The organism is Devosia sp. (genome assembly GCF_028290625.1).
Taxonomy (GTDB): domain Bacteria; phylum Pseudomonadota; class Alphaproteobacteria; order Rhizobiales; family Devosiaceae; genus Devosia.
The window spans coordinates 167,905-184,320 of record NZ_JAQGJM010000008.1 but is presented as its reverse complement, the minus strand read 5'-3'; the positions used below and the strand labels follow the sequence as shown (position 1 = coordinate 184,320).

Below are 16,416 nucleotides of genomic sequence, written 5' to 3'. Positions count from 1 at the left end.
CATCTATCGCAACCTAGGACCAGCTCATGTCCTGCGTGCGGAACGGCATCTGGCGAATGCGCGTGCCGGTCGCCTGGAAGATGGCATTGCCCACTGCCGGCCCGATCACGCCCGCCGGCGGCTCGCCGATCTCGTTAAAGCGCGGGTTGTCGCTGAGGCCGCCAAAGTGCACGTTGATCTGTGCCGGCATGTCGGCCATGCGCAGCATCGGATATTCGTCGAAATTGCCCTCAACGATCTGGCCGTCCTTGATGTTGAGCCCTTCATTGACCGCCATGTTCAGCCCGAACATGGTCCCGCCTTCAAGCTCGGTGCGCACTGCGTCCTCGTTGACGATGCGGCCGGTATCGAAGGCCAGGTCGATCTGCAGGATTTTCAGCACGCCTTCCTTGCTGACCTCGACCTTGGCGACGGTCGCCACCGTCGTGCCGGCATCGGCCTTGCCGCCCATGCCCCAATTGGCAATGGCCACGCCACGGCCCTGCCCCTTGGGCAGCGCTTCGCCCCAACGGGACTTGGCCTTGACCTCATTGAGGCACTTGGCCCAGCCGATATCGGCCCATTTGCCAAAAATCTGCAGCCGGTATTCCATCGGATCCACGCCCGCCGCCACCGCGCATTCATCGAGAAAGGTCTCGATGAAGAAGGCATTGGAATTGTAGCCGGGGCCGCGATACGGCCCGGTCAGGATATGGAACGGAACCGTCTGCGACTCGATCTGCACATTGGGCAGCAGCGCCGTAATGGCGGTATCGTTGATGCCCGAAACGAAGAAACCCGGACCACCCGAAACCCGCCCTTGCAGCGCCGTCGGATATCCATCATCACCCAAAGCAGCCCAAAGGCGCCCCGCCATCAGCGGACGATAGCGCCCCTGACGCGTGGCTTCCTCACGCGACCAGATCACATGCACCGGTCGGCCCGGGAAATGCTTGGCCACGGCCACAACCATGCGCGCATCGTCGGAGAACACGCGCCGGCCAAACCCGCCACCCACAAAGGTCTGGTGGAAGAACACGTTTTCGGGCTTAACCCCGGTCTCGTCGGCCGCCACCATATAGGCCATCTGCGAATGCTGCGACGGATGCCAGAAATCCACCCGCTCGGGCGTGACCATGGCCGTGCCGTTGAGCGGCTCCATCGGCGCCTGCTCGCAATAAGGGGTTAGGTACGTGCCCTCGACAGTCTTCCTGGCGGCCTTGAAGACACCATCGAAATCGCCGGTGCTCACTTCCACCTTCTCGCCCGGCTTGTCGAGCGCGGCGATGGCGGCATTGTTCATCTGCTGGGTGGTTTTCCACTGCGCGCCCGGGCCGTCGTCCCATTCGACCGGCAGCGCATCGAGCGCCGTGCGCGCCTGCCAATAATGCTCGGCGATCACCGCCACCGCATGTTGGGCGGTCGACACGCCAAACGGGAATGGTGGCTTGAGGTCGGTGGGAACATTGTCGCCCGGCTTGACGGCGACCACGGCCAACACGCCCGGCATCGACTTGACCGCATCGGCATCAAAGCTCTTGAGCGTGCCGCCCATCACCGGCGACTGGCGCAGCGCCGCATAGACCATTTTGGGCACGATGACGTCGACGCCATAGATCAGGCTGCCATTGACGATCTGCGGAAGCTGCACCTTGCCGGGATGCTTCTTGCCCAGGAACGTCCATTCCGAACGATCCTTGGGCTTGGGCTCCTCGGCCAACTGAATGGCCGCCGCCGCCTGCACGAACTCCCCAATGCCGCTCGACTTACCCGAAGCATGGTTCAGCACGCCCTCGGTGATGGTGATTTCACCGGCCGGCACGCTCCATGCGGCCGCGGCCGCGGCCTTGAGCCGCTCACGCGCGCTGGCGGCAACCTGCATATAGGTGTCCATGCGCGCCGGCCCGGTCGAGCGGCCGCTGAAATAGGCCAAAGCCCCGCCCACATTGGCGTTCGAGTAGACATTCTCCTCCAAGTAATCGCGATTGGTGGAGGCATATTGCGGCTTGATCTGGTCCCAGACCGGATCAAGCTCTTCCTTGATATAGGCGGCGATCTGGGTGAGCGTGCCGTTGCCGATATCCACCGCCGTAGCGCGCACGATGACGCTGCCATCGGCATTGATGGTCAGCCAGGGGGTGAATTCGACGCTGCCGGCCGGGTTGGCCAGGTCCCACGGCTCGGCATCGACAATGGCGGCCTGCGCGCGCGTGCCGATCACCAGGGCGCCACCCAGGGCCAGCGAGGAGATGATGAAATTGCGCCGCGTCGTCTTGATCTCGTTCATGACCGCCTCCTCAAGCTTTCATCATGTCGGCGGCTTTGTGGATCGCCGCCCGCACGCGCGTGTAGGTGCCGCAACGGCAGATATTGGACACGTATTGATCGATATCCGCGTCGGTTGGATTGGGGATTTCGTCCAGCAGCGCCGCGGCGGCCATCAGCATGCCGGTCTGGCAATAACCGCATTGCGGCACGTTGAATTCGACCCACAGCTTCTGCAGCGGATGGCTTGAATCGGCGCTCAGTCCCTCGATCGTGGTGATCTTGACGCCCTCGGCGGCTTCCAGCGGAAACTGGCAGGAGCGCGTCGCCACGCCATCGATATGCACCGTACAGGCGCCGCATTGAGCAATGCCGCAGCCGAACTTGGTTCCGGTCATCCCCAGATGGTCGCGCAATACCCAGAGCAATGGGGTCTGCGGATCGGCATCGACCTCGGTCGCCTTACCGTTGATCATCAAATTAACAGCCATAAAAACCTCCTCAACAGGCAAACATCGCAGGTCATATTTTGCCCCAAGCTTAGAACCGTTCTTAGTACCGATCCAGATTTGCGACCTTTGATTTGCCAATAAGCGTCAGTGGAAATAGCGCTCTTTGCAGATGATGACTTGGCGCGTAAACTGCGTTATTGATTGAATACTTCCGATATGTTCAATTGAACATATCGACGCTTGAGCAACAGTCCTAACACCCTGGCCTCCCCCATCGCATTGGGCTAGGGTTTCGCTGCCTCGGGAGGGGCATCGGCATGCGCATAGCCTTGATAGCCCTGATTTTTATGGCGCCTATATCACTCGGCGCACTTCCCGCCAGCGCGCAGGAAACCTCCCCCGGCGGACAATTGGCGCAGGCCTGCACCAGTTGTCATGGCCTGCAGGGCCGCAGCGTCGGCGCCGTGCCCAGTCTGGCCGGACGACCCGCAAAAGACCTCGTGGCATTGCTGAAAACCTTCCGCGATGCCCCCAACGAAGCCACCATCATGAACCGCATTGCCCGCGGCTATACGGACGGCGAGATCGCCGCCTTGGCCGCCTATTTCAGCGCCATGAGCTCCACACCATGATCAAATTATCGCGCCGCGATTTCGTCGCCGCAGCCGCCGCCGGGCTGGCCGCCCCCATGCTGATGTCCGGCCCCGCCCGCGCCGCCACTGCGGCCAAGGTCGTGGTTATCGGCGGCGGCTTCGGCGGCGCCTCGATCGCCCGCTATCTGCGCCGCAACAGTCCCGACCTGTCGGTGACCCTGGTCGAGCGCGACAAGCAGTTCACCACCTGCCCCTTCAGCAATGGCGTCATCGGCGGACTTTGGTCCATCGCCGATGTCACCTTTACCTATGACAGTATCGCCGCCGCCGGCGTCACCGTTGTGCATGATACCGCCACCACCATCGACGCCGACAAGAAACTCGTCACCTTGGGCGGAGGCACCGTGCTGCAATATGATTATCTGGTGGTCTCCCCCGGCATCCAGTTCGTCTGGGACAGCATCGAGGGCTACAGCGCCGAGGCCGCCGAAATCATGCCGCATGCCTGGCAGGCCGGCCCGCAGACCACGCTGTTGCGCAACCAGCTCGAAGCCATGGACGATGGCGGGCTGGTGGTCATCGGCGTGCCCGCCGTGCCTTTCCGCTGCCCGCCCGGCCCCTATGAGCGCGCCACCCTGATTGCCAATTACCTGACCCAGTCCAAGCCCAAGTCGAAGATCATGATCCTCGACGCCAATGAGAGCTTCGCCAAGCAGCCCCTCTTCGAGGAGGCCTGGGAAAACCTCTATCCGGGCATGGTGGAATGGATTCCCGGCTCACAGTCCGGCATCGTCATGTCGGTGGATACCGCCAGCATGACCGTCTCCACCAGCTTCGACGACTACCAGCCGGCGGTCGCCAACATCATCCCCGCTCAGCGCGCCGGCAAGATTGCCATCGATGCCGGGCTCGACGCCGGCCAGGGCTTCTGCTCCATCAATCCGGCGACCTTCGAATCCACGGTCCACAAGGGCGTCTATGTACTCGGCGACGCCACCATTGCGGGCGCCATGCCGAAATCGGGGTTCAGTGCCAATAACCAGGCCAAGGCTTGCGGCGCCGCCATCCTGGCCGATATCGCCGGAACCGAGTTCAGCCCCGCCAAGTTGATCAACGTCTGCTACAGCTTCGCCAAGGCCGACTATGCCTTCGAGGTGGTCGACGTGTTCGAGGTGGCGGGCGACACTATCAATCTGGTGTTCGATGACAACCGGTTCACCCCCGTTGGCGCGCCCGACGAAGTCCATCAAACCGAGGCGAAATACGCCCATTCATGGTACGAAAACATCACCGCCGAAATGTTCGGCTAGCCGCCAGTCTGGCCGCCATGCTGCTGGCACCCGGCATGGCGTTGGCACAGGCCGGCATCGCCCAGCCGCTGACCGATGTGCCGGGCGACGCCACGCGCGGCAAGGCCGTGGCGGTCAATTCGGACCTCGGCAATTGCTCGATCTGCCACCACATTCCGGTGCCCGAAATCCCCGACGGGGCCAACGGCGATATCGGCCCGCCCCTGGATGGCGTCGGCTCAAGGCTCACCGCCGCAGAACTGCGGCAGCGCATCGTCAATCCCACGACGCTCGATCCGAATACGCTGATGCCGGCCTATTTCGCCACCGAGGGGCTAACCCGGGTGCAGACAAAATACGCCGGCAAGACCATTCTGACGGCCCAGCAGGTGGAGGACTTGATCGCCTTCCTGCTGACCCTGAAAGGCAATTGAGATGACCGATCAAAGCGATAGCGCGAACTGGAGCCGCCGCGGCGTTCTCGCCGGGCTCGGCGCCGGCGTCATGCTGTTGGCCATGCCGGTGCGCGCCGACGACGCCAGCGTCGCCCAAGCCATCACCGACACCTTTGGCCACACGCCACGCCGGGACGGCAAGATCACCCTCAAGCTGCCCCCTCTCGCCGAAACCGGCAATACCGTGCCGCTGACCGTGACCGTCGATAGCCCGATGAGCAACACCGAGCGAGTCAAGCGCGTCGTCGTCTTCGCCAATCGCAACCCGCGCCCGCTGATCGCCATCATGACCTTCGGCCCCAAGGCGGCGACCGCCGAATTCAGCACCAATATGCGCCTGAGCGGCACGCAGGACGTCATCGCCATGGCCGAACTGAGCGACGGCTCCGTGTGGCAGACGCAAGTGCGCGTCCTCGTCACCGTTGGCGCCTGCGACACCCTGCAATTGCGGTACTAGGAGACACTTATGCCCAATACCCGCATCCGCGTCCCCAAGACCGCCAAGGCCGGCGATGCCGTGGAAATCCGCGCCATCATCCAGCACCCGATGGAAAACGGCTTCCGCCTCGATAGCCAGGGCACCGCCATTCCGGTGGAGATCATCACCGATTTCACCTGCACCTATGACGGTGGCGAAGTGTTCAGCGTCAAGCTGGAGCCCGGCCTGTCGGCCAACCCCTATTTCTCGTTTTATCTGAAAGCCACCAAATCCGGCCCGGTCGACTTCCGCTGGGTCGACCAGGACGGCACCATAACCACCGCCACCGAGCAGCTCGACGTGACATGAACCGCGCCCTCGTCGCCATTTTGGCCTGTGCCGGCATCGTGGCAACTTTCGCCGCGGTGTTCGCGTCCGACCAGGTGCCGACGCAGAAGCCCATTTCCGGCTATGACTTCATGACAACCGAAGTGCAGCAATTGCAGGACGATGATTTCGCGAATCCCGGCCTGCTCTGGGTCGAAGAAGGCCAGACTATCTGGGACGATACCAAGGTCGCCTCCGGCAAATCCTGCGCCAGTTGCCACGGCGATGCGGCAACCGCCATGCGTGGCGTCGCCACCCGCTACCCCGCCTACTCAGCCGAGGCCGACCACGTCATCAACCTCGAACAACAAATCAACCAATGCCGCCGCGAGCGCCAGGGTGAGTCGGATTTCCCCTACGAATCCGAGCCCCTGCTCTCGATCACCGCCTTAGTCTCCGCCCAGTCCAAGGGCCTGCCACAGTCCGTGGCGATCGTCGGCCCCGCCGCCGAAAGCTTCGAACGCGGCAAGGCCTTCTTCTACCAGCGCCGCGGCCAGCTCAACCTCTCCTGCGCCAATTGCCACGAACAGCACGCCGGCGACCACCTGCGCGGCGAGTCGATCAGCCAGGGCCAAGTCAACGGCTTCCCCATCTACCGCGCGCTCTGGCAAACCATGGGCTCCACCCACCGCATGTTCGCCTGGTGCAACGAAGCGGTGCGGGCGGAGCCCTACCCGGCGGGGTCGCAGGAATATGTCGATCTGGAACTGTTCGAACGCTGGCGCGGCCAGGTGCTGAAGATCGAAACACCGGCGGTTCGCCGCTAGCCCAGATTGGCAAAATCCCCCGGCGTGTCGAAATCGGCCAGCACTTCGGCCGGTGCGTCGATCAGACAAGCGCTGGCCAGCAGCGACCTTGCACCCTTATCCCCCTCCAGCCGCGTGAGCGCATCAAAATGCACCCGCGCAAAAGCCGCCGGCGGACTGGGTTGCCCGGCTGGCAAACGCGACGCAACGACGTTCATGTCATTGCCAAGCGCCCCGGCAACCGTCTCCAAGTGCCCCATAGTCACAAACGGCATATCAGCCAGACACACCAAAATCGCCTTCGGGTTCCGCCGCGCCAACGCCCTCACCCCCAGCGCCAGCGACGACGCCTGCCCCCGCCCGCTATCGGGATTGACCACGACCTCAAAGCCCCTGCCCGCGAACGCCGCCTGCAAAACCGCATCGCCCTGCCGGCACATCACCAGCTTGCGCGCAAACCCCGCCCCAGCCACGGTATCCGCGATATGTAGCCCCAGCGGCTTGCCCCGCAGCGGCGCCATCAGCTTGCTGCCCTCGCCAAACCGCTGCGACAGGCCGGCAGCGAGCACCAGCAGCGCCGTGCCGCCCAGTTCGGCCACTAGCCGTCCAGCCGCATGCGTGCATCGGTGATTTCCGCCAGCACCGACAGCGCCAGCGACGACGACGTGCGGGTCGGCCCGAAAAACCCGATCGGCCCGTGCAGGCGCTCGATCCGCTCATCGGCAACACCCGCCGAATGCAATCGCGTCACCCGCGCCGCATGGGTGCGCCGGCTCCCCAGCGCGCCGATATAGAATGGGTCATAGCTCAGCGCCGCCTCCATCAGCCGGCTTTCCTTGAAGCGGTCATGCAGCAGGAAAATGACCGCCGTATAGGGATCGACCGGCAGCGCCGGCATGGTGGCGCCATTGAGCACCGTCACCTCGGCCCCCAACTGCACCGCTGCAGCCGAGCCCGCATCGGCGGTCATATAAGCGCACACTGGCAGTCCCGCCGCACGGCCCAGCCGCGCCACGGCCACCAGTTCTGGCCCCTCCCCGATCAGGATCAGCTTGGTCAGCGGATGATAATGCCGCACGAAGTCAAAACCCTGCCACTCGCTGCGGTCGCGATTGCCGGACCCTTCACGATAATGCGCCGCGCCGGCCGTCGGATTGAACGCCACCGAAAACGGCGTGCGCGCAGCCAGCGACGACAGCGCCAGATCAACCAGTTCGGCCTTGGGCCGCACATGCACATGCACGTCGATGCTGCCCCCACAGGGCAGCTTGATATCGAGAAACGGCGAGCCGGTGCCGAAGCGCAGCACCTCGTCCTTGTCGGCCCCGATAGCCCGGATCGCCTCGCCCGCCACCGCCGCCTCGACGCAACCGCCCGACACATAGCCGCAATAGCGGCCATCGGCCAATACCGCCATCTGTGCCCCGAGCGCCCGCGGCGCCCCGCCCGATATTTCGACGATCGTCAGCAGCGCGCCGTCAATGCCCTGCGCCCGCCCCATCTCGAGCAATTGAAACACCGAGGCCGGATCGTCCGGATCGAGCCCCACGTCATAGGGCCCGCCGATTTCGGCCTCCCGCCGCAGGGTCTCGAGACTGGCTCCACTGTGACGGCCCGCCGGAGCAGTTTCGCGCTGGGTCAGGATATCGGACATCCCCAATTGGTAAGCCGAGCGGCCACAGTTGGAAAGATCGGCGACCTGCCATTTGCCAATGATCAATATTCGATTTCCATCAGTAGGATGGATGCCACCCCCGCCAACGAAATCAGGGCGCACCATGGTGGCGCGCCCTGACATAACTCCAACAGAGATCAGGCAAATGCCTTACTTCTGGATGCAGGTATCCGTGGTGTCCTTGGTGCATTCATCAAGGCCGGTGAATACTGGGTCTGCAACTGGCTTACCTTCGATCAGGTCGATCATGACAGATGGAGCCTTGTAGCCCATTTCGAACGGACGCTGGCCGACCAGGGCCGTCACGAGACCTTCCTTGGCGATGGCAACCTCGTCGCCGATCGTATCGGCAGCGCCGATGGCGAAGTCGTTGCTGGCAATGCGGTCAGCCAGGGGCTTGAACAGGTCGCGATAGGGCTGCGGAGCCCCAAACAGCGGCCAGCCGCCCATGATGCCGAACGCATCGAGCTCGGGATTGGCGGCCAGGATATCACTCATGGCCTGAACGCCCTTGGCGCCATCGTCATTGGTGAACACCGGGCAACCGGCAACTTCGGTCCAGCCGCCTTCGCCAGCCAGAGCCGCCAGGCCCTTCTGGCCAGTCAGGGCGTCGCGCATGCCCTGCGCACGCTGCAGGATATTGTCGGCAGCGGCATTGCCTTCGATAGTGCAGATGGTGCCGCCATCTGGCTTGGCAGCCTTGATGTATTCACCGATCTTCTGGCCCATCAGATAGTTGTCGGTGCCCAGATAGGTCTTGCGCAAGGCGACATCAGCCTTGGTCAGGTCGGCGTCCAGCGTCATCACCGGAATGGTCGGTGCGGCGCTCTTGAGCGTGTTGGCGATCAACGGGGCGTTCGAGGGCGAGATGGCGACGGCCGCCGTATCAGGCTTGCTCAGAATGTCCTGCAGGATCTGCGCTTCGCCGGCTTCATCCGAAGTGGATGCGGGGCCCGTGTAGAAGCATTCGTATTCGCTGTCGGCGTTTTCGGAATTCCACTTCAGGCAGCCCTGGTGGATGGCTTCGAAGAACGGGTTGTCGAGGCCCTTGACCACGATAACCAGTTGCTTCTTGGCAGCAAAGGCCTGGCTTCCGCTCAAGGCGAGCGCGGCCACGGCCACAAATAGAACGATCTTTTTCATGTTTCCTCCCGATGATTTGCAGAAACCGTCCGCAGCTCGAAACTATTCGATACTACGGCCTCCTCGGTCTCCGGCGCACAGCTAATATCGCCCCGCTATCGCCGTCAACGGAACAATAGGTTTATTTTTCAAGCGTTAAGTTGACGCCTGCTCGCCCATTTGCATAAGCTGGGCGACGTCTTCATCCTGGGAGGAGAAGCCGGATAGCTTAGTCGCCTGCCAAACCCGCCATCTTGAGCGGGGCCGGTATCGTGCGCGCAGAGGGACTTGAGAGTGGCGATACTGGAATTGGCGAACATCTCCAAACATTTCGGCGCCATCCAGGCGGTCAACGACGTGTCGTTTTCGCTGGAAGCGGGCGAAGTGGTGGGGCTGATGGGCGACAATGGCGCCGGCAAGTCGACGCTGGTCAAAATGATCGCCGGCAATTTTCCGCCGAGCGAAGGCACCATGCGCATGGACGGGCAACCTTTGTCGCTGCATCGTCCGGTCGACGCCCGCCGCCATGGCATCGAAATCGTCCACCAGGACCTGGCGCTGTGCAACAACCTGACGGCCGCCGCCAACGTATTTCTGGGCCGCGAAGTGCATCGCTGGTTCGGCCCCCTGCGGGTGCTCGATTATGCCCGCATGTACAAGCGCGCCGGCGAAATCTTTGCCGAATTGAAATCTGAGACAAGGCCGCGCGACCTGATCAAGAGCATGTCCGGCGGCCAGCGCCAGGCCGTCGCCATCGCCCGCACCAGGCTCTCTGACGCCAAGGTCGTGCTGATGGACGAGCCCACAGCCGCAATCTCGGTGCGCCAGGTGGCCGAGGTTCTCAACCTGATCCGCCGGCTGCGCGACCAGGGCGTGACCGTTGTGCTGATCAGCCACCGCATGCCCGACGTGTTCGACGTGGCCGACCGGGTCATCGTGCTGCGGCGCGGGCGTATGGTGGCGGACCGCAGGATCGCTGAGAGCTCACCCGAAGAGGTCACCGGCCTCATCACTGGCGCAATCGAACGGGTTTAGGCACATGACAATCACACTCGATCAGACCATCGCGCAAAAAACCCACACGCCTCTGGCCCTGATGCTGCGCAGCCAGGTGTTCTGGGTGTTCGTCGCCATCCTGGCAGCCTGCATATTCCTGTCATTCGCAACGGACTCGTTTGCCACCTCCAAGAACATCTTCAACATTACCCGCAACGTCACCTTCACCGCCATCATCGCGCTGGGCATGACCATGGTGATCATCATCGGCGGCATCGACCTGTCGGTCGGCTCGGTGTTGTGCCTCTCCTCGATGATGCTGGCGATCACCATGCATGCCGGATATGGCTTGGAAATCGGCATCGCCGTGGCCATCGTCACGTCGTTGGCGGTGGGCGCCTTCAACGGGGTGCTGATCGCTTATCTGGGGTTTCCACCCTTCGTGGTCACGCTGGGCATGCTGTCGATCGCGCGAAGCCTGGCCATGGTGGCATCCAACAATACCGTGGTGTTCGAATTTGGCCCCGATCACGCGCGCCTGCTCGACCTGGGCGGCGGCGCCTGGCTGTTCGGCATCGCCAATCCGGTTCTGTACATGATCGCGCTGGCGATCATCGTCGGCTTCATCCTGCGCTGGACCAAGTTCGGCCGCCATCTCTACGCCATCGGCGGCAATGAACAGGCCGCAACGCTGACTGGCGTCCCCGTCCGGCCCATCAAGGTCGCCGTCTATATGATATCGGCGCTGTCGGCCGGCATTGCGGGCATCATCCAGACCGGCTGGCTGGGTGCCGTCACAACCAATATCGGCACCGGCATGGAACTACAGGTCATCGCCGCCGCCGTCATCGGCGGCGCCAGCCTCGTCGGCGGCGTCGGCACCGCCATTGGCGCCCTGATCGGCGCTGCACTGATCGAAATCATCCGCAACAGCCTGGGCCTTTTGGGCATCAATGCCTTCTGGCAAGGCGCCTTCATCGGCGGGTGCATCATCATCGCCGTGGCCTTCGAACGGGTCCGGCAGTTGCGCTCTTCGGAGTGACAGGATCAGGAGCGGAGCTCTCGCGAGCTCCGCTCTGGCTTTACTCCATCCCGCCCCCATTGAGCTGATCGATATACCCCGGCAACATCGGCACATAGTCCGCCGCTCCACCAGCCGCGATCGCCACGCCGTAAGAATTCTTCACCGCATTGCCCACGCTGTTCACCAGCCCCGCCCCGTTAGCCATCGATTCCAGATAGCGCAAATCCTTGAATGCATTGGCCAAGCTGAACTTGTGCGCTTCGCGGTCGCCCTCCAGTGTGAACTTCATGAACGTCTGGTAGAACCCGCAATCCATCCGCCCACCGCGAATGACAGAGTCAAACCGCTCCGCCGAAATCCCCACCCGGTCCGCCAGCGCCAGCGCCTCGGCGTAAATCGCCCCATAGCCCAGCGAGATGAAATTGTTCAAAAGCTTCATCCGGTGCCCATCGCCGATCCCGCCGATATGCACGATCTTGCCAGCCCAAGTCGCCAGGATTGGCTGTAGCCGCGCGAACACCGCGTCCTCCGCACCCACCATCGTATCCAGCGTGCCCTCCCAGGCCTCCTTGGGCGTACGGCTCAGAGGTGCATCGGCATAATCAATGCCAGAGGCCTTGAGCTGGGCAGCAATCACGACGGTCGAGGTCGGATCGGAACTGGAGCAATCCACCACGATCGAGCCGGGCTTGAGATTGGCTGCAAGCCCATCGGGCTCACGCATCAATGCCTCGACTTCAGTCGAGCCGGTGACGCAGAGGAACACGACGGTCGACGCCTTGGCCAAGTCGGCTACCGAGCCGGCCTCAGTCGCGCCACGCGTGATCAGATCATCGAGCGGGACACGATTGCGATGCGCCATGGCGGTCAGCTTATAGCCCTTCTCGACGATATTCTTGGCAATGCCATGGCCCATCATGCCAAGGCCGATAAAGCCGATGGTTTCGCGTGCGTCAAACATAGAAATCCTCCGTAAGCAGCGACTTCGTCGCCTATTTGAGATTGTAGCGTTGCCGCAATTCGTCAGCCTGTTCCGGCGTCAGCGGCTTGATCGGCATGCCGCGCAGCATGAGGAACAGCTTGGCCGTCTCCTCCAACTCCTCGGTGGCATATTGCGCATTGGCCAGCGTCGTGCCCGCCACCACCGGCCCGTGATTGGCCAGCAGCACCGCATGATGCGCCCCCGCCAGCTTGCCCACCGCGCGCGCCAGGCTCGGATCGCCCGGCGGCAGATACGGCACCAGCGGCAACCGCCCGACCCGCATCACATAGTAGGCCGTCAACGGCGGCAACAAATCGGCCGGATCGAGCCCCTCGATCACGCTGACCGCCACCGAATGGGTCGAGTGCAAATGCACTACCGCGCCCGCATCGGCGCGCTCGCCATACATGGCCAGATGCAGCACTGCCTCCTTGGTCGGCTGGCCGCCGCCGATATGCTGGCCTTCTGCGTCAAAGCGCGAGAGTTGCGCCGGGTCGAGATTGCCCAGCGATGCATTGGTCGGCGTCATCAGCCAGCCGCCATCGGCCAGTTTTACGCTGATATTGCCGGTCGAACCAAAGGTCAGCCCCCGGTCGAACAGCGACTTTCCCACCTTGGCGATCTCGTCACGGGCCAGGTTTTCCGCGTGGCGGATGGAGTCAGTCATCGAGCATATCCCATGCGGTCACGAAGAAATCGGGCGCACCAAAGTTACCCGATTTGAGCGCAAGAGCCAGATCGGGTGCGCCGATGCTACGCGTCCAGGGCACGCCGGGCGCGATTTCCGGCCCAATCTGCAAGGCCCGCGTGCCGAGGGCTTCCACCACCGCGCCGGAGGTTTCACCCCCGGCGACGATGAAGCGCGAAAACCCCGCATCGCGCAGCATAATGCTGACCTCGGCCAACAAATGCTCCACCAGCGTGCCCGCGCGTTCCCGACCGAGTTGCTCCTGCACGGCCTTGACCGCCTCGGGAGCGTCGCTGGAATAAATCAATGGCGGTCTTACCCCCGCATTGGCGATAACCCACTCGGCGATGGACGCTGCGGTCTGCGCACCCGATGCCACTTCAAGCGGCACGATCCGCAAGGCCGGGCTCCCCGCCGCGATGGCAGTGGCGACCTGCCCGCGCGTCGCCGCCGAACATGATCCGGCCAGGATCACCGAACGGCCCTTGGGCGCCTGCATCCGTGACGGCAGCGGCGTCGTGCCTATGCGGCCCTGACGCCGGAAATTGTCCGGCAGCCCCATGGCAATGCCCGAGCCGCCGGTGATCAGCCGCGCATCGGCGAGCGCCGCGCCCAGCACCCGCAAATCCTGGTCCCGCACCGCATCGGCAATCATCAAGCGATGCCCCGATTTCTGCGCCGCATCAACCGCGGCGCGCACGGCGTCGGCGCCCTGCTCGATCACAGACAGCGGGATCAGGCCGACCTTGCCCTTTGCTTGCCTCTGCAGCACCCGCACCAGATTGGCGTCATGCATCGGGGTCAGCGGATGATCCTTCATCGGCGAGTCTGACAACAGAACCTGCCCGACGAACAGGTGCCCCATGTAAATCGACCGCCCCGCCGCCGGGAAGGCGGAGCAGGCAATGGCGATGGGCGCATCGAGCAGCTCGAGCAGTGCCTCGGCGACCGGGCCGATATTGCCCGCGTCGGTAGAGTCGAAGGTCGAGCAATATTTGAAGATGACCTGCTCCGTCCCGCCTGCCAGCAGCGCCCGCGCGGACGCCAGCGACAGCGCCACGGCCTCGTCCGCCGGAATGGTGCGCGATTTCAGCGCCACCACCACCGCCTCCGCATCGCCGAAATCCGTCCCCTCCGGCGGCACGCCGATATATTGCACGGTCTTCATGCCGTTACGCGCCAGCATCAGCGCCAGGTCGGTGGCCCCGGTCAGGTCGTCCGCGATAGCTCCAAGCAGCATCCAAAAATCCTCGAATAGTCAGGCGGTCGCGCCCGCAATGATCTCATAGCCGGTGTCGATGATTTCAGGCATTTCCGGCCGCTGGCGCTGTCCCAGCAGCTTCTCGATCGCCGTCTTGCCGATCAGGAAACGGTTGGAGCGCACGGTGGATAGCGGCGTCGGCAGCGCCTGGCCGACATCGAGCCCATTGAACCCGAACAACGCCAAATCCTGCTTCGGCCGAATGCCCGCGCCCAGGCAGTGGAACACCCCGCCGGTCGCCATGTCGTCATTGGAAAACACCACCACGTCGAGGTCGCGCTTTTGCGTCAGGATTTGCGCCAGCATACCGCGGCCGGCGCCGATCGAACTCGGCCCGTCGAAACGGCAAGTTTCCAGCAGCTCCACCTTGGCCTCCGCAAGGGCAGCGACCAGCCCGTCATAGCGCAGCTTAGCGCGGTGGTCGCTCGTCCAATCGTGGCCCACATAGCCGAACCGACGATAGCCCCGGCCCAACAAGTATTGCCCCGTATCGAACCCCGCCTGCCGATGCGAAAGGCCCACGGCCAAGTCGATGGGCTGGCTGTCGATTTCCATCACCTCGGCGATGCGCACGCCGCTGCCCACCAGCATTGCACGCGCGATGTCGGTATGGTCCAGCCCCGCGATCACCATTGCCTCGGGCTTCCAGGCCAGCAGCGAGGCGATGAGTTCCTGCTCAGTCGCGAGATCATAATCGCTGACTGCGATGACGGCCTGAAAGCCGGTGCCCTGCAGCGCCGAACGAATACCGCCCAGCACTTCGGGGAAGACGATATTGGTCAGCGACGGCACGATGACGCCGACCAGCTTGGAGCCCGACGACGCCAACCCGCCCGCCAGCCGGTTGGGCACGTAGCCCGTCTCACGCACGGCTGCCATCACCCGCTCGCGCGTGTCCGCGCCGATCGGCCCATGATTGCGCAGGATGCGCGACACGGTGATTTCGCTGACCTGCGCCAGCAGCGCCACGTCGGCCAGCGTCACTCCCCGTTGTCGTCCCGACAGCCGTTTGGCACCCATGGGTTCAGTCTATCCTCGGCAAAATTGTTGACTTGGCGGGCTGAGCATGGTCATGATCGCCATCCAATGACAGCGCTAACATAATCGCCAAACCGATCGGCCGCAATCGCTTATCGGCTCCCGATCGCCACAAAGGACAACGGGCAATGACCACCACTATCGCCGTGATCGGCCTCGGCTCGATGGGTCTGGGCATGGCCAAATCGCTGCTCCGCGCCGGCCATACCGTCAGCGGCTATGATCCCTCGACACAAGCCGTAGCGGCCCTGTCCGTCGAAGGCGGCCGCGCCGCAACCCATCCCGCCGACGCCGCCAGCGATGCCAGCATCGCTGTGGTCGTCGTCGTCAACGCCGCCCAAACCGAAACCGTGCTGTTCGGCGACAACGGCATCGTCGCCGCCATGGCGTCTGGCAGCGTCATCATCTCCTGCGCCACCATGGCGCCTGCCGCCGCCAAGGCCTTCGGCGCCCGCTGCGCTGAGCACGGCCTACTCTATCTCGATGCCCCGATGAGCGGCGGCGCCGCGCGCGCCAATACCGGCGAACTTACATTCATGGCCTCCGGCACGCCCGAGGCTTTCGCCGCCGCGCGCCCCGCCCTCGATATCATGGCCGGCAAGGTCTATGAACTTGGCGACGAGGCCGGCATCGGTGCCTCCTTCAAGATCGTCAACCAACTGCTGGCCGGCGTGCATATCGCCGCCGCCTGCGAAGCCATCACCTTTGCCAGCAAGCTGGGGCTGGATATCGCCAAGGTCTATGAAGTGATCACCGCCTCGGCCGGCAATTCCTGGATGTTCGAAAACCGCGTGCCGCACATTTTGGATGGCGATTACGCGCCCAAAAGCGCGGTCAATATCTTCACCAAGGACCTTGGCATCGTCAGCGATATCGGCCGCGCCGAAACCTTCCCGCTGCCCATCGCCACCTCGGCGCTGCAATTGTTCCTCGCGACCGCCGCCGCCGGCATGGGGCGCGACGACGACGCCTCCCCGGCCCGCCTCATTGCCCAGATCACCGGCGTGGACTTGCCCGCCGCCAAAACCAACTGACTATCGGAGATC

At 63.5% G+C, this 16,416-nt stretch carries 18 protein-coding genes; 9 read left to right on the top strand and 9 right to left on the bottom strand.

What is annotated here, in order from left to right:
- Nucleotides 1–13 precede the first annotated feature (13 nt).
- Nucleotides 14–2,266 (bottom strand): molybdopterin cofactor-binding domain-containing protein, encoded by a 2,253-nt coding sequence (locus tag JWR51_RS03055; protein WP_299743487.1) that lies wholly within the window; start codon nucleotides 2,264–2,266, stop codon nucleotides 14–16.
- A gap of 10 nt (nucleotides 2,267–2,276) precedes the next feature.
- The gene (locus tag JWR51_RS03050) at nucleotides 2,277–2,735 is read right to left on the bottom strand and encodes a (2Fe-2S)-binding protein (RefSeq protein ID WP_299743485.1); all 459 of its coding nucleotides are present in this window, start codon (nucleotides 2,733–2,735) and stop codon (nucleotides 2,277–2,279) included.
- Nucleotides 2,736–3,013: 278 nt separating this feature from the next.
- Here JWR51_RS03050 and JWR51_RS03045 point away from each other — a divergent pair, with 278 nt between their 5' ends.
- The 6 genes from JWR51_RS03045 to soxA are packed head-to-tail and all read left to right on the top strand — an operon-like array spanning nucleotide 3,014 to nucleotide 6,605.
- Nucleotides 3,014–3,328: a c-type cytochrome gene (locus tag JWR51_RS03045; RefSeq protein WP_299743482.1), complete on the top strand. Its 315-nt coding sequence runs from the start codon at nucleotides 3,014–3,016 to the stop codon at nucleotides 3,326–3,328.
- Nucleotides 3,325–4,599 carry an NAD(P)/FAD-dependent oxidoreductase gene (locus JWR51_RS03040; RefSeq protein WP_299743480.1) on the top strand — a complete coding sequence of 425 codons (1,275 nt, stop codon included), beginning with the start codon at nucleotides 3,325–3,327 and terminating at the stop codon, nucleotides 4,597–4,599. Before JWR51_RS03045 ends, JWR51_RS03040 begins: the two co-directional genes overlap by 4 nt.
- 17 nt (nucleotides 4,600–4,616) lie before the next feature.
- Entirely contained in the window at nucleotides 4,617–5,012 is a 396-nt protein-coding gene (gene soxX / locus JWR51_RS03035; RefSeq protein WP_299743477.1) for a sulfur oxidation c-type cytochrome SoxX, read from the top strand.
- A 1-nt stretch (nucleotide 5,013) separates the two neighbouring features.
- Complete coding sequence (locus tag JWR51_RS03030) at nucleotides 5,014–5,490, top strand: thiosulfate oxidation carrier protein SoxY (protein WP_299743474.1); 477 nt, start codon at nucleotides 5,014–5,016, stop codon at nucleotides 5,488–5,490.
- Nucleotides 5,491–5,499: 9 nt separating this feature from the next.
- Nucleotides 5,500–5,820: a thiosulfate oxidation carrier complex protein SoxZ gene (gene soxZ / locus JWR51_RS03025; RefSeq protein ID WP_299743471.1), complete on the top strand. Its 321-nt coding sequence runs from the start codon at nucleotides 5,500–5,502 to the stop codon at nucleotides 5,818–5,820.
- Nucleotides 5,817–6,605, top strand: a complete 789-nt coding sequence (gene soxA / locus JWR51_RS03020; protein WP_299743468.1) for a sulfur oxidation c-type cytochrome SoxA — start codon at nucleotides 5,817–5,819, stop codon at nucleotides 6,603–6,605. Before soxZ ends, soxA begins: the two co-directional genes overlap by 4 nt.
- On the opposite strand, the gene JWR51_RS03015 is transcribed toward soxA, so the two are convergent.
- The 3 genes from JWR51_RS03015 to JWR51_RS03005 form a co-directional block, all read right to left on the bottom strand.
- A complete protein-coding gene (locus JWR51_RS03015) occupies nucleotides 6,602–7,183 on the bottom strand; it encodes a nucleotidyltransferase family protein (protein ID WP_299743465.1) in 582 nt (193 codons plus the stop codon). The two genes, soxA and JWR51_RS03015, sit on opposite strands and share 4 nt — an antisense overlap.
- Nucleotides 7,183–8,304: an XdhC family protein gene (locus JWR51_RS03010; RefSeq protein WP_299743464.1), complete on the bottom strand. Its 1,122-nt coding sequence runs from the start codon at nucleotides 8,302–8,304 to the stop codon at nucleotides 7,183–7,185. Before JWR51_RS03010 ends, JWR51_RS03015 begins: the two co-directional genes overlap by 1 nt.
- Nucleotides 8,305–8,409: 105 nt before the next feature.
- Nucleotides 8,410–9,402, bottom strand: a complete 993-nt coding sequence (locus tag JWR51_RS03005; protein WP_299743461.1) for a substrate-binding domain-containing protein — start codon at nucleotides 9,400–9,402, stop codon at nucleotides 8,410–8,412.
- 273 nt (nucleotides 9,403–9,675) lie between these two features.
- Here JWR51_RS03005 and JWR51_RS03000 point away from each other — a divergent pair, with 273 nt between their 5' ends.
- Both JWR51_RS03000 and JWR51_RS02995 read left to right on the top strand, forming a co-directional pair.
- Nucleotides 9,676–10,416 carry an ATP-binding cassette domain-containing protein gene (locus JWR51_RS03000; protein ID WP_299743458.1) on the top strand — a complete coding sequence of 247 codons (741 nt, stop codon included), beginning with the start codon at nucleotides 9,676–9,678 and terminating at the stop codon, nucleotides 10,414–10,416.
- Between the two features lie 4 nt (nucleotides 10,417–10,420).
- Nucleotides 10,421–11,419, top strand: coding sequence for an ABC transporter permease (locus tag JWR51_RS02995; RefSeq protein ID WP_299743455.1), 999 nt, complete (start codon nucleotides 10,421–10,423; stop codon nucleotides 11,417–11,419).
- Between the two features lie 40 nt (nucleotides 11,420–11,459).
- On the opposite strand, the gene JWR51_RS02990 is transcribed toward JWR51_RS02995, so the two are convergent.
- The 4 genes from JWR51_RS02990 to JWR51_RS02975 are packed head-to-tail and all read right to left on the bottom strand — an operon-like array spanning nucleotide 11,460 to nucleotide 15,352.
- Nucleotides 11,460–12,362 (bottom strand): NAD(P)-dependent oxidoreductase, encoded by a 903-nt coding sequence (locus tag JWR51_RS02990; RefSeq protein WP_299743452.1) that lies wholly within the window; start codon nucleotides 12,360–12,362, stop codon nucleotides 11,460–11,462.
- A gap of 31 nt (nucleotides 12,363–12,393) precedes the next feature.
- Nucleotides 12,394–13,050, bottom strand: a complete 657-nt coding sequence (gene otnC, locus JWR51_RS02985) for a 3-oxo-tetronate 4-phosphate decarboxylase (RefSeq protein ID WP_299743449.1) — start codon at nucleotides 13,048–13,050, stop codon at nucleotides 12,394–12,396.
- Entirely contained in the window at nucleotides 13,043–14,311 is a 1,269-nt protein-coding gene (gene otnK / locus JWR51_RS02980) for a 3-oxo-tetronate kinase (protein WP_299743445.1), read from the bottom strand. The genes otnC and otnK overlap by 8 nt, the downstream gene beginning before the upstream one ends.
- Nucleotides 14,312–14,329: 18 nt before the next feature.
- On the bottom strand, nucleotides 14,330–15,352 hold the full coding sequence (locus tag JWR51_RS02975; protein ID WP_299743443.1) for a LacI family DNA-binding transcriptional regulator: 1,023 nt from the start codon (nucleotides 15,350–15,352) through the stop codon (nucleotides 14,330–14,332).
- Between the two features lie 95 nt (nucleotides 15,353–15,447).
- On the opposite strand from JWR51_RS02975, the gene ltnD reads away from it, so the two are divergent.
- A complete protein-coding gene (ltnD, locus tag JWR51_RS02970; protein ID WP_299743827.1) occupies nucleotides 15,448–16,404 on the top strand; it encodes an L-threonate dehydrogenase in 957 nt (318 codons plus the stop codon).
- The last annotated feature ends 12 nt before the right edge of the window (nucleotides 16,405–16,416 follow it).

Coding starts and splice junctions, on each gene's coding strand:
- JWR51_RS03055 (WP_299743487.1), bottom strand. CDS start 2,266: ATGAACGAGATCAAGACGACGCGGCGCAATTTCATCATCTCCTCGCTG.
- JWR51_RS03050 (WP_299743485.1), bottom strand. CDS start 2,735: ATGGCTGTTAATTTGATGATCAACGGTAAGGCGACCGAGGTCGATGCC.
- JWR51_RS03045 (WP_299743482.1), top strand. CDS start 3,014: ATGCGCATAGCCTTGATAGCCCTGATTTTTATGGCGCCTATATCACTC.
- JWR51_RS03040 (WP_299743480.1), top strand. CDS start 3,325: ATGATCAAATTATCGCGCCGCGATTTCGTCGCCGCAGCCGCCGCCGGG.
- soxX (WP_299743477.1), top strand. CDS start 4,617: ATGCTGCTGGCACCCGGCATGGCGTTGGCACAGGCCGGCATCGCCCAG.
- JWR51_RS03030 (WP_299743474.1), top strand. CDS start 5,014: ATGACCGATCAAAGCGATAGCGCGAACTGGAGCCGCCGCGGCGTTCTC.
- soxZ (WP_299743471.1), top strand. CDS start 5,500: ATGCCCAATACCCGCATCCGCGTCCCCAAGACCGCCAAGGCCGGCGAT.
- soxA (WP_299743468.1), top strand. CDS start 5,817: ATGAACCGCGCCCTCGTCGCCATTTTGGCCTGTGCCGGCATCGTGGCA.
- JWR51_RS03005 (WP_299743461.1), bottom strand. CDS start 9,402: ATGAAAAAGATCGTTCTATTTGTGGCCGTGGCCGCGCTCGCCTTGAGC.
- JWR51_RS02995 (WP_299743455.1), top strand. CDS start 10,421: ATGACAATCACACTCGATCAGACCATCGCGCAAAAAACCCACACGCCT.
- JWR51_RS02990 (WP_299743452.1), bottom strand. CDS start 12,362: ATGTTTGACGCACGCGAAACCATCGGCTTTATCGGCCTTGGCATGATG.
- otnC (WP_299743449.1), bottom strand. CDS start 13,050: ATGACTGACTCCATCCGCCACGCGGAAAACCTGGCCCGTGACGAGATC.
- otnK (WP_299743445.1), bottom strand. CDS start 14,311: ATGCTGCTTGGAGCTATCGCGGACGACCTGACCGGGGCCACCGACCTG.
- JWR51_RS02975 (WP_299743443.1), bottom strand. CDS start 15,352: ATGGGTGCCAAACGGCTGTCGGGACGACAACGGGGAGTGACGCTGGCC.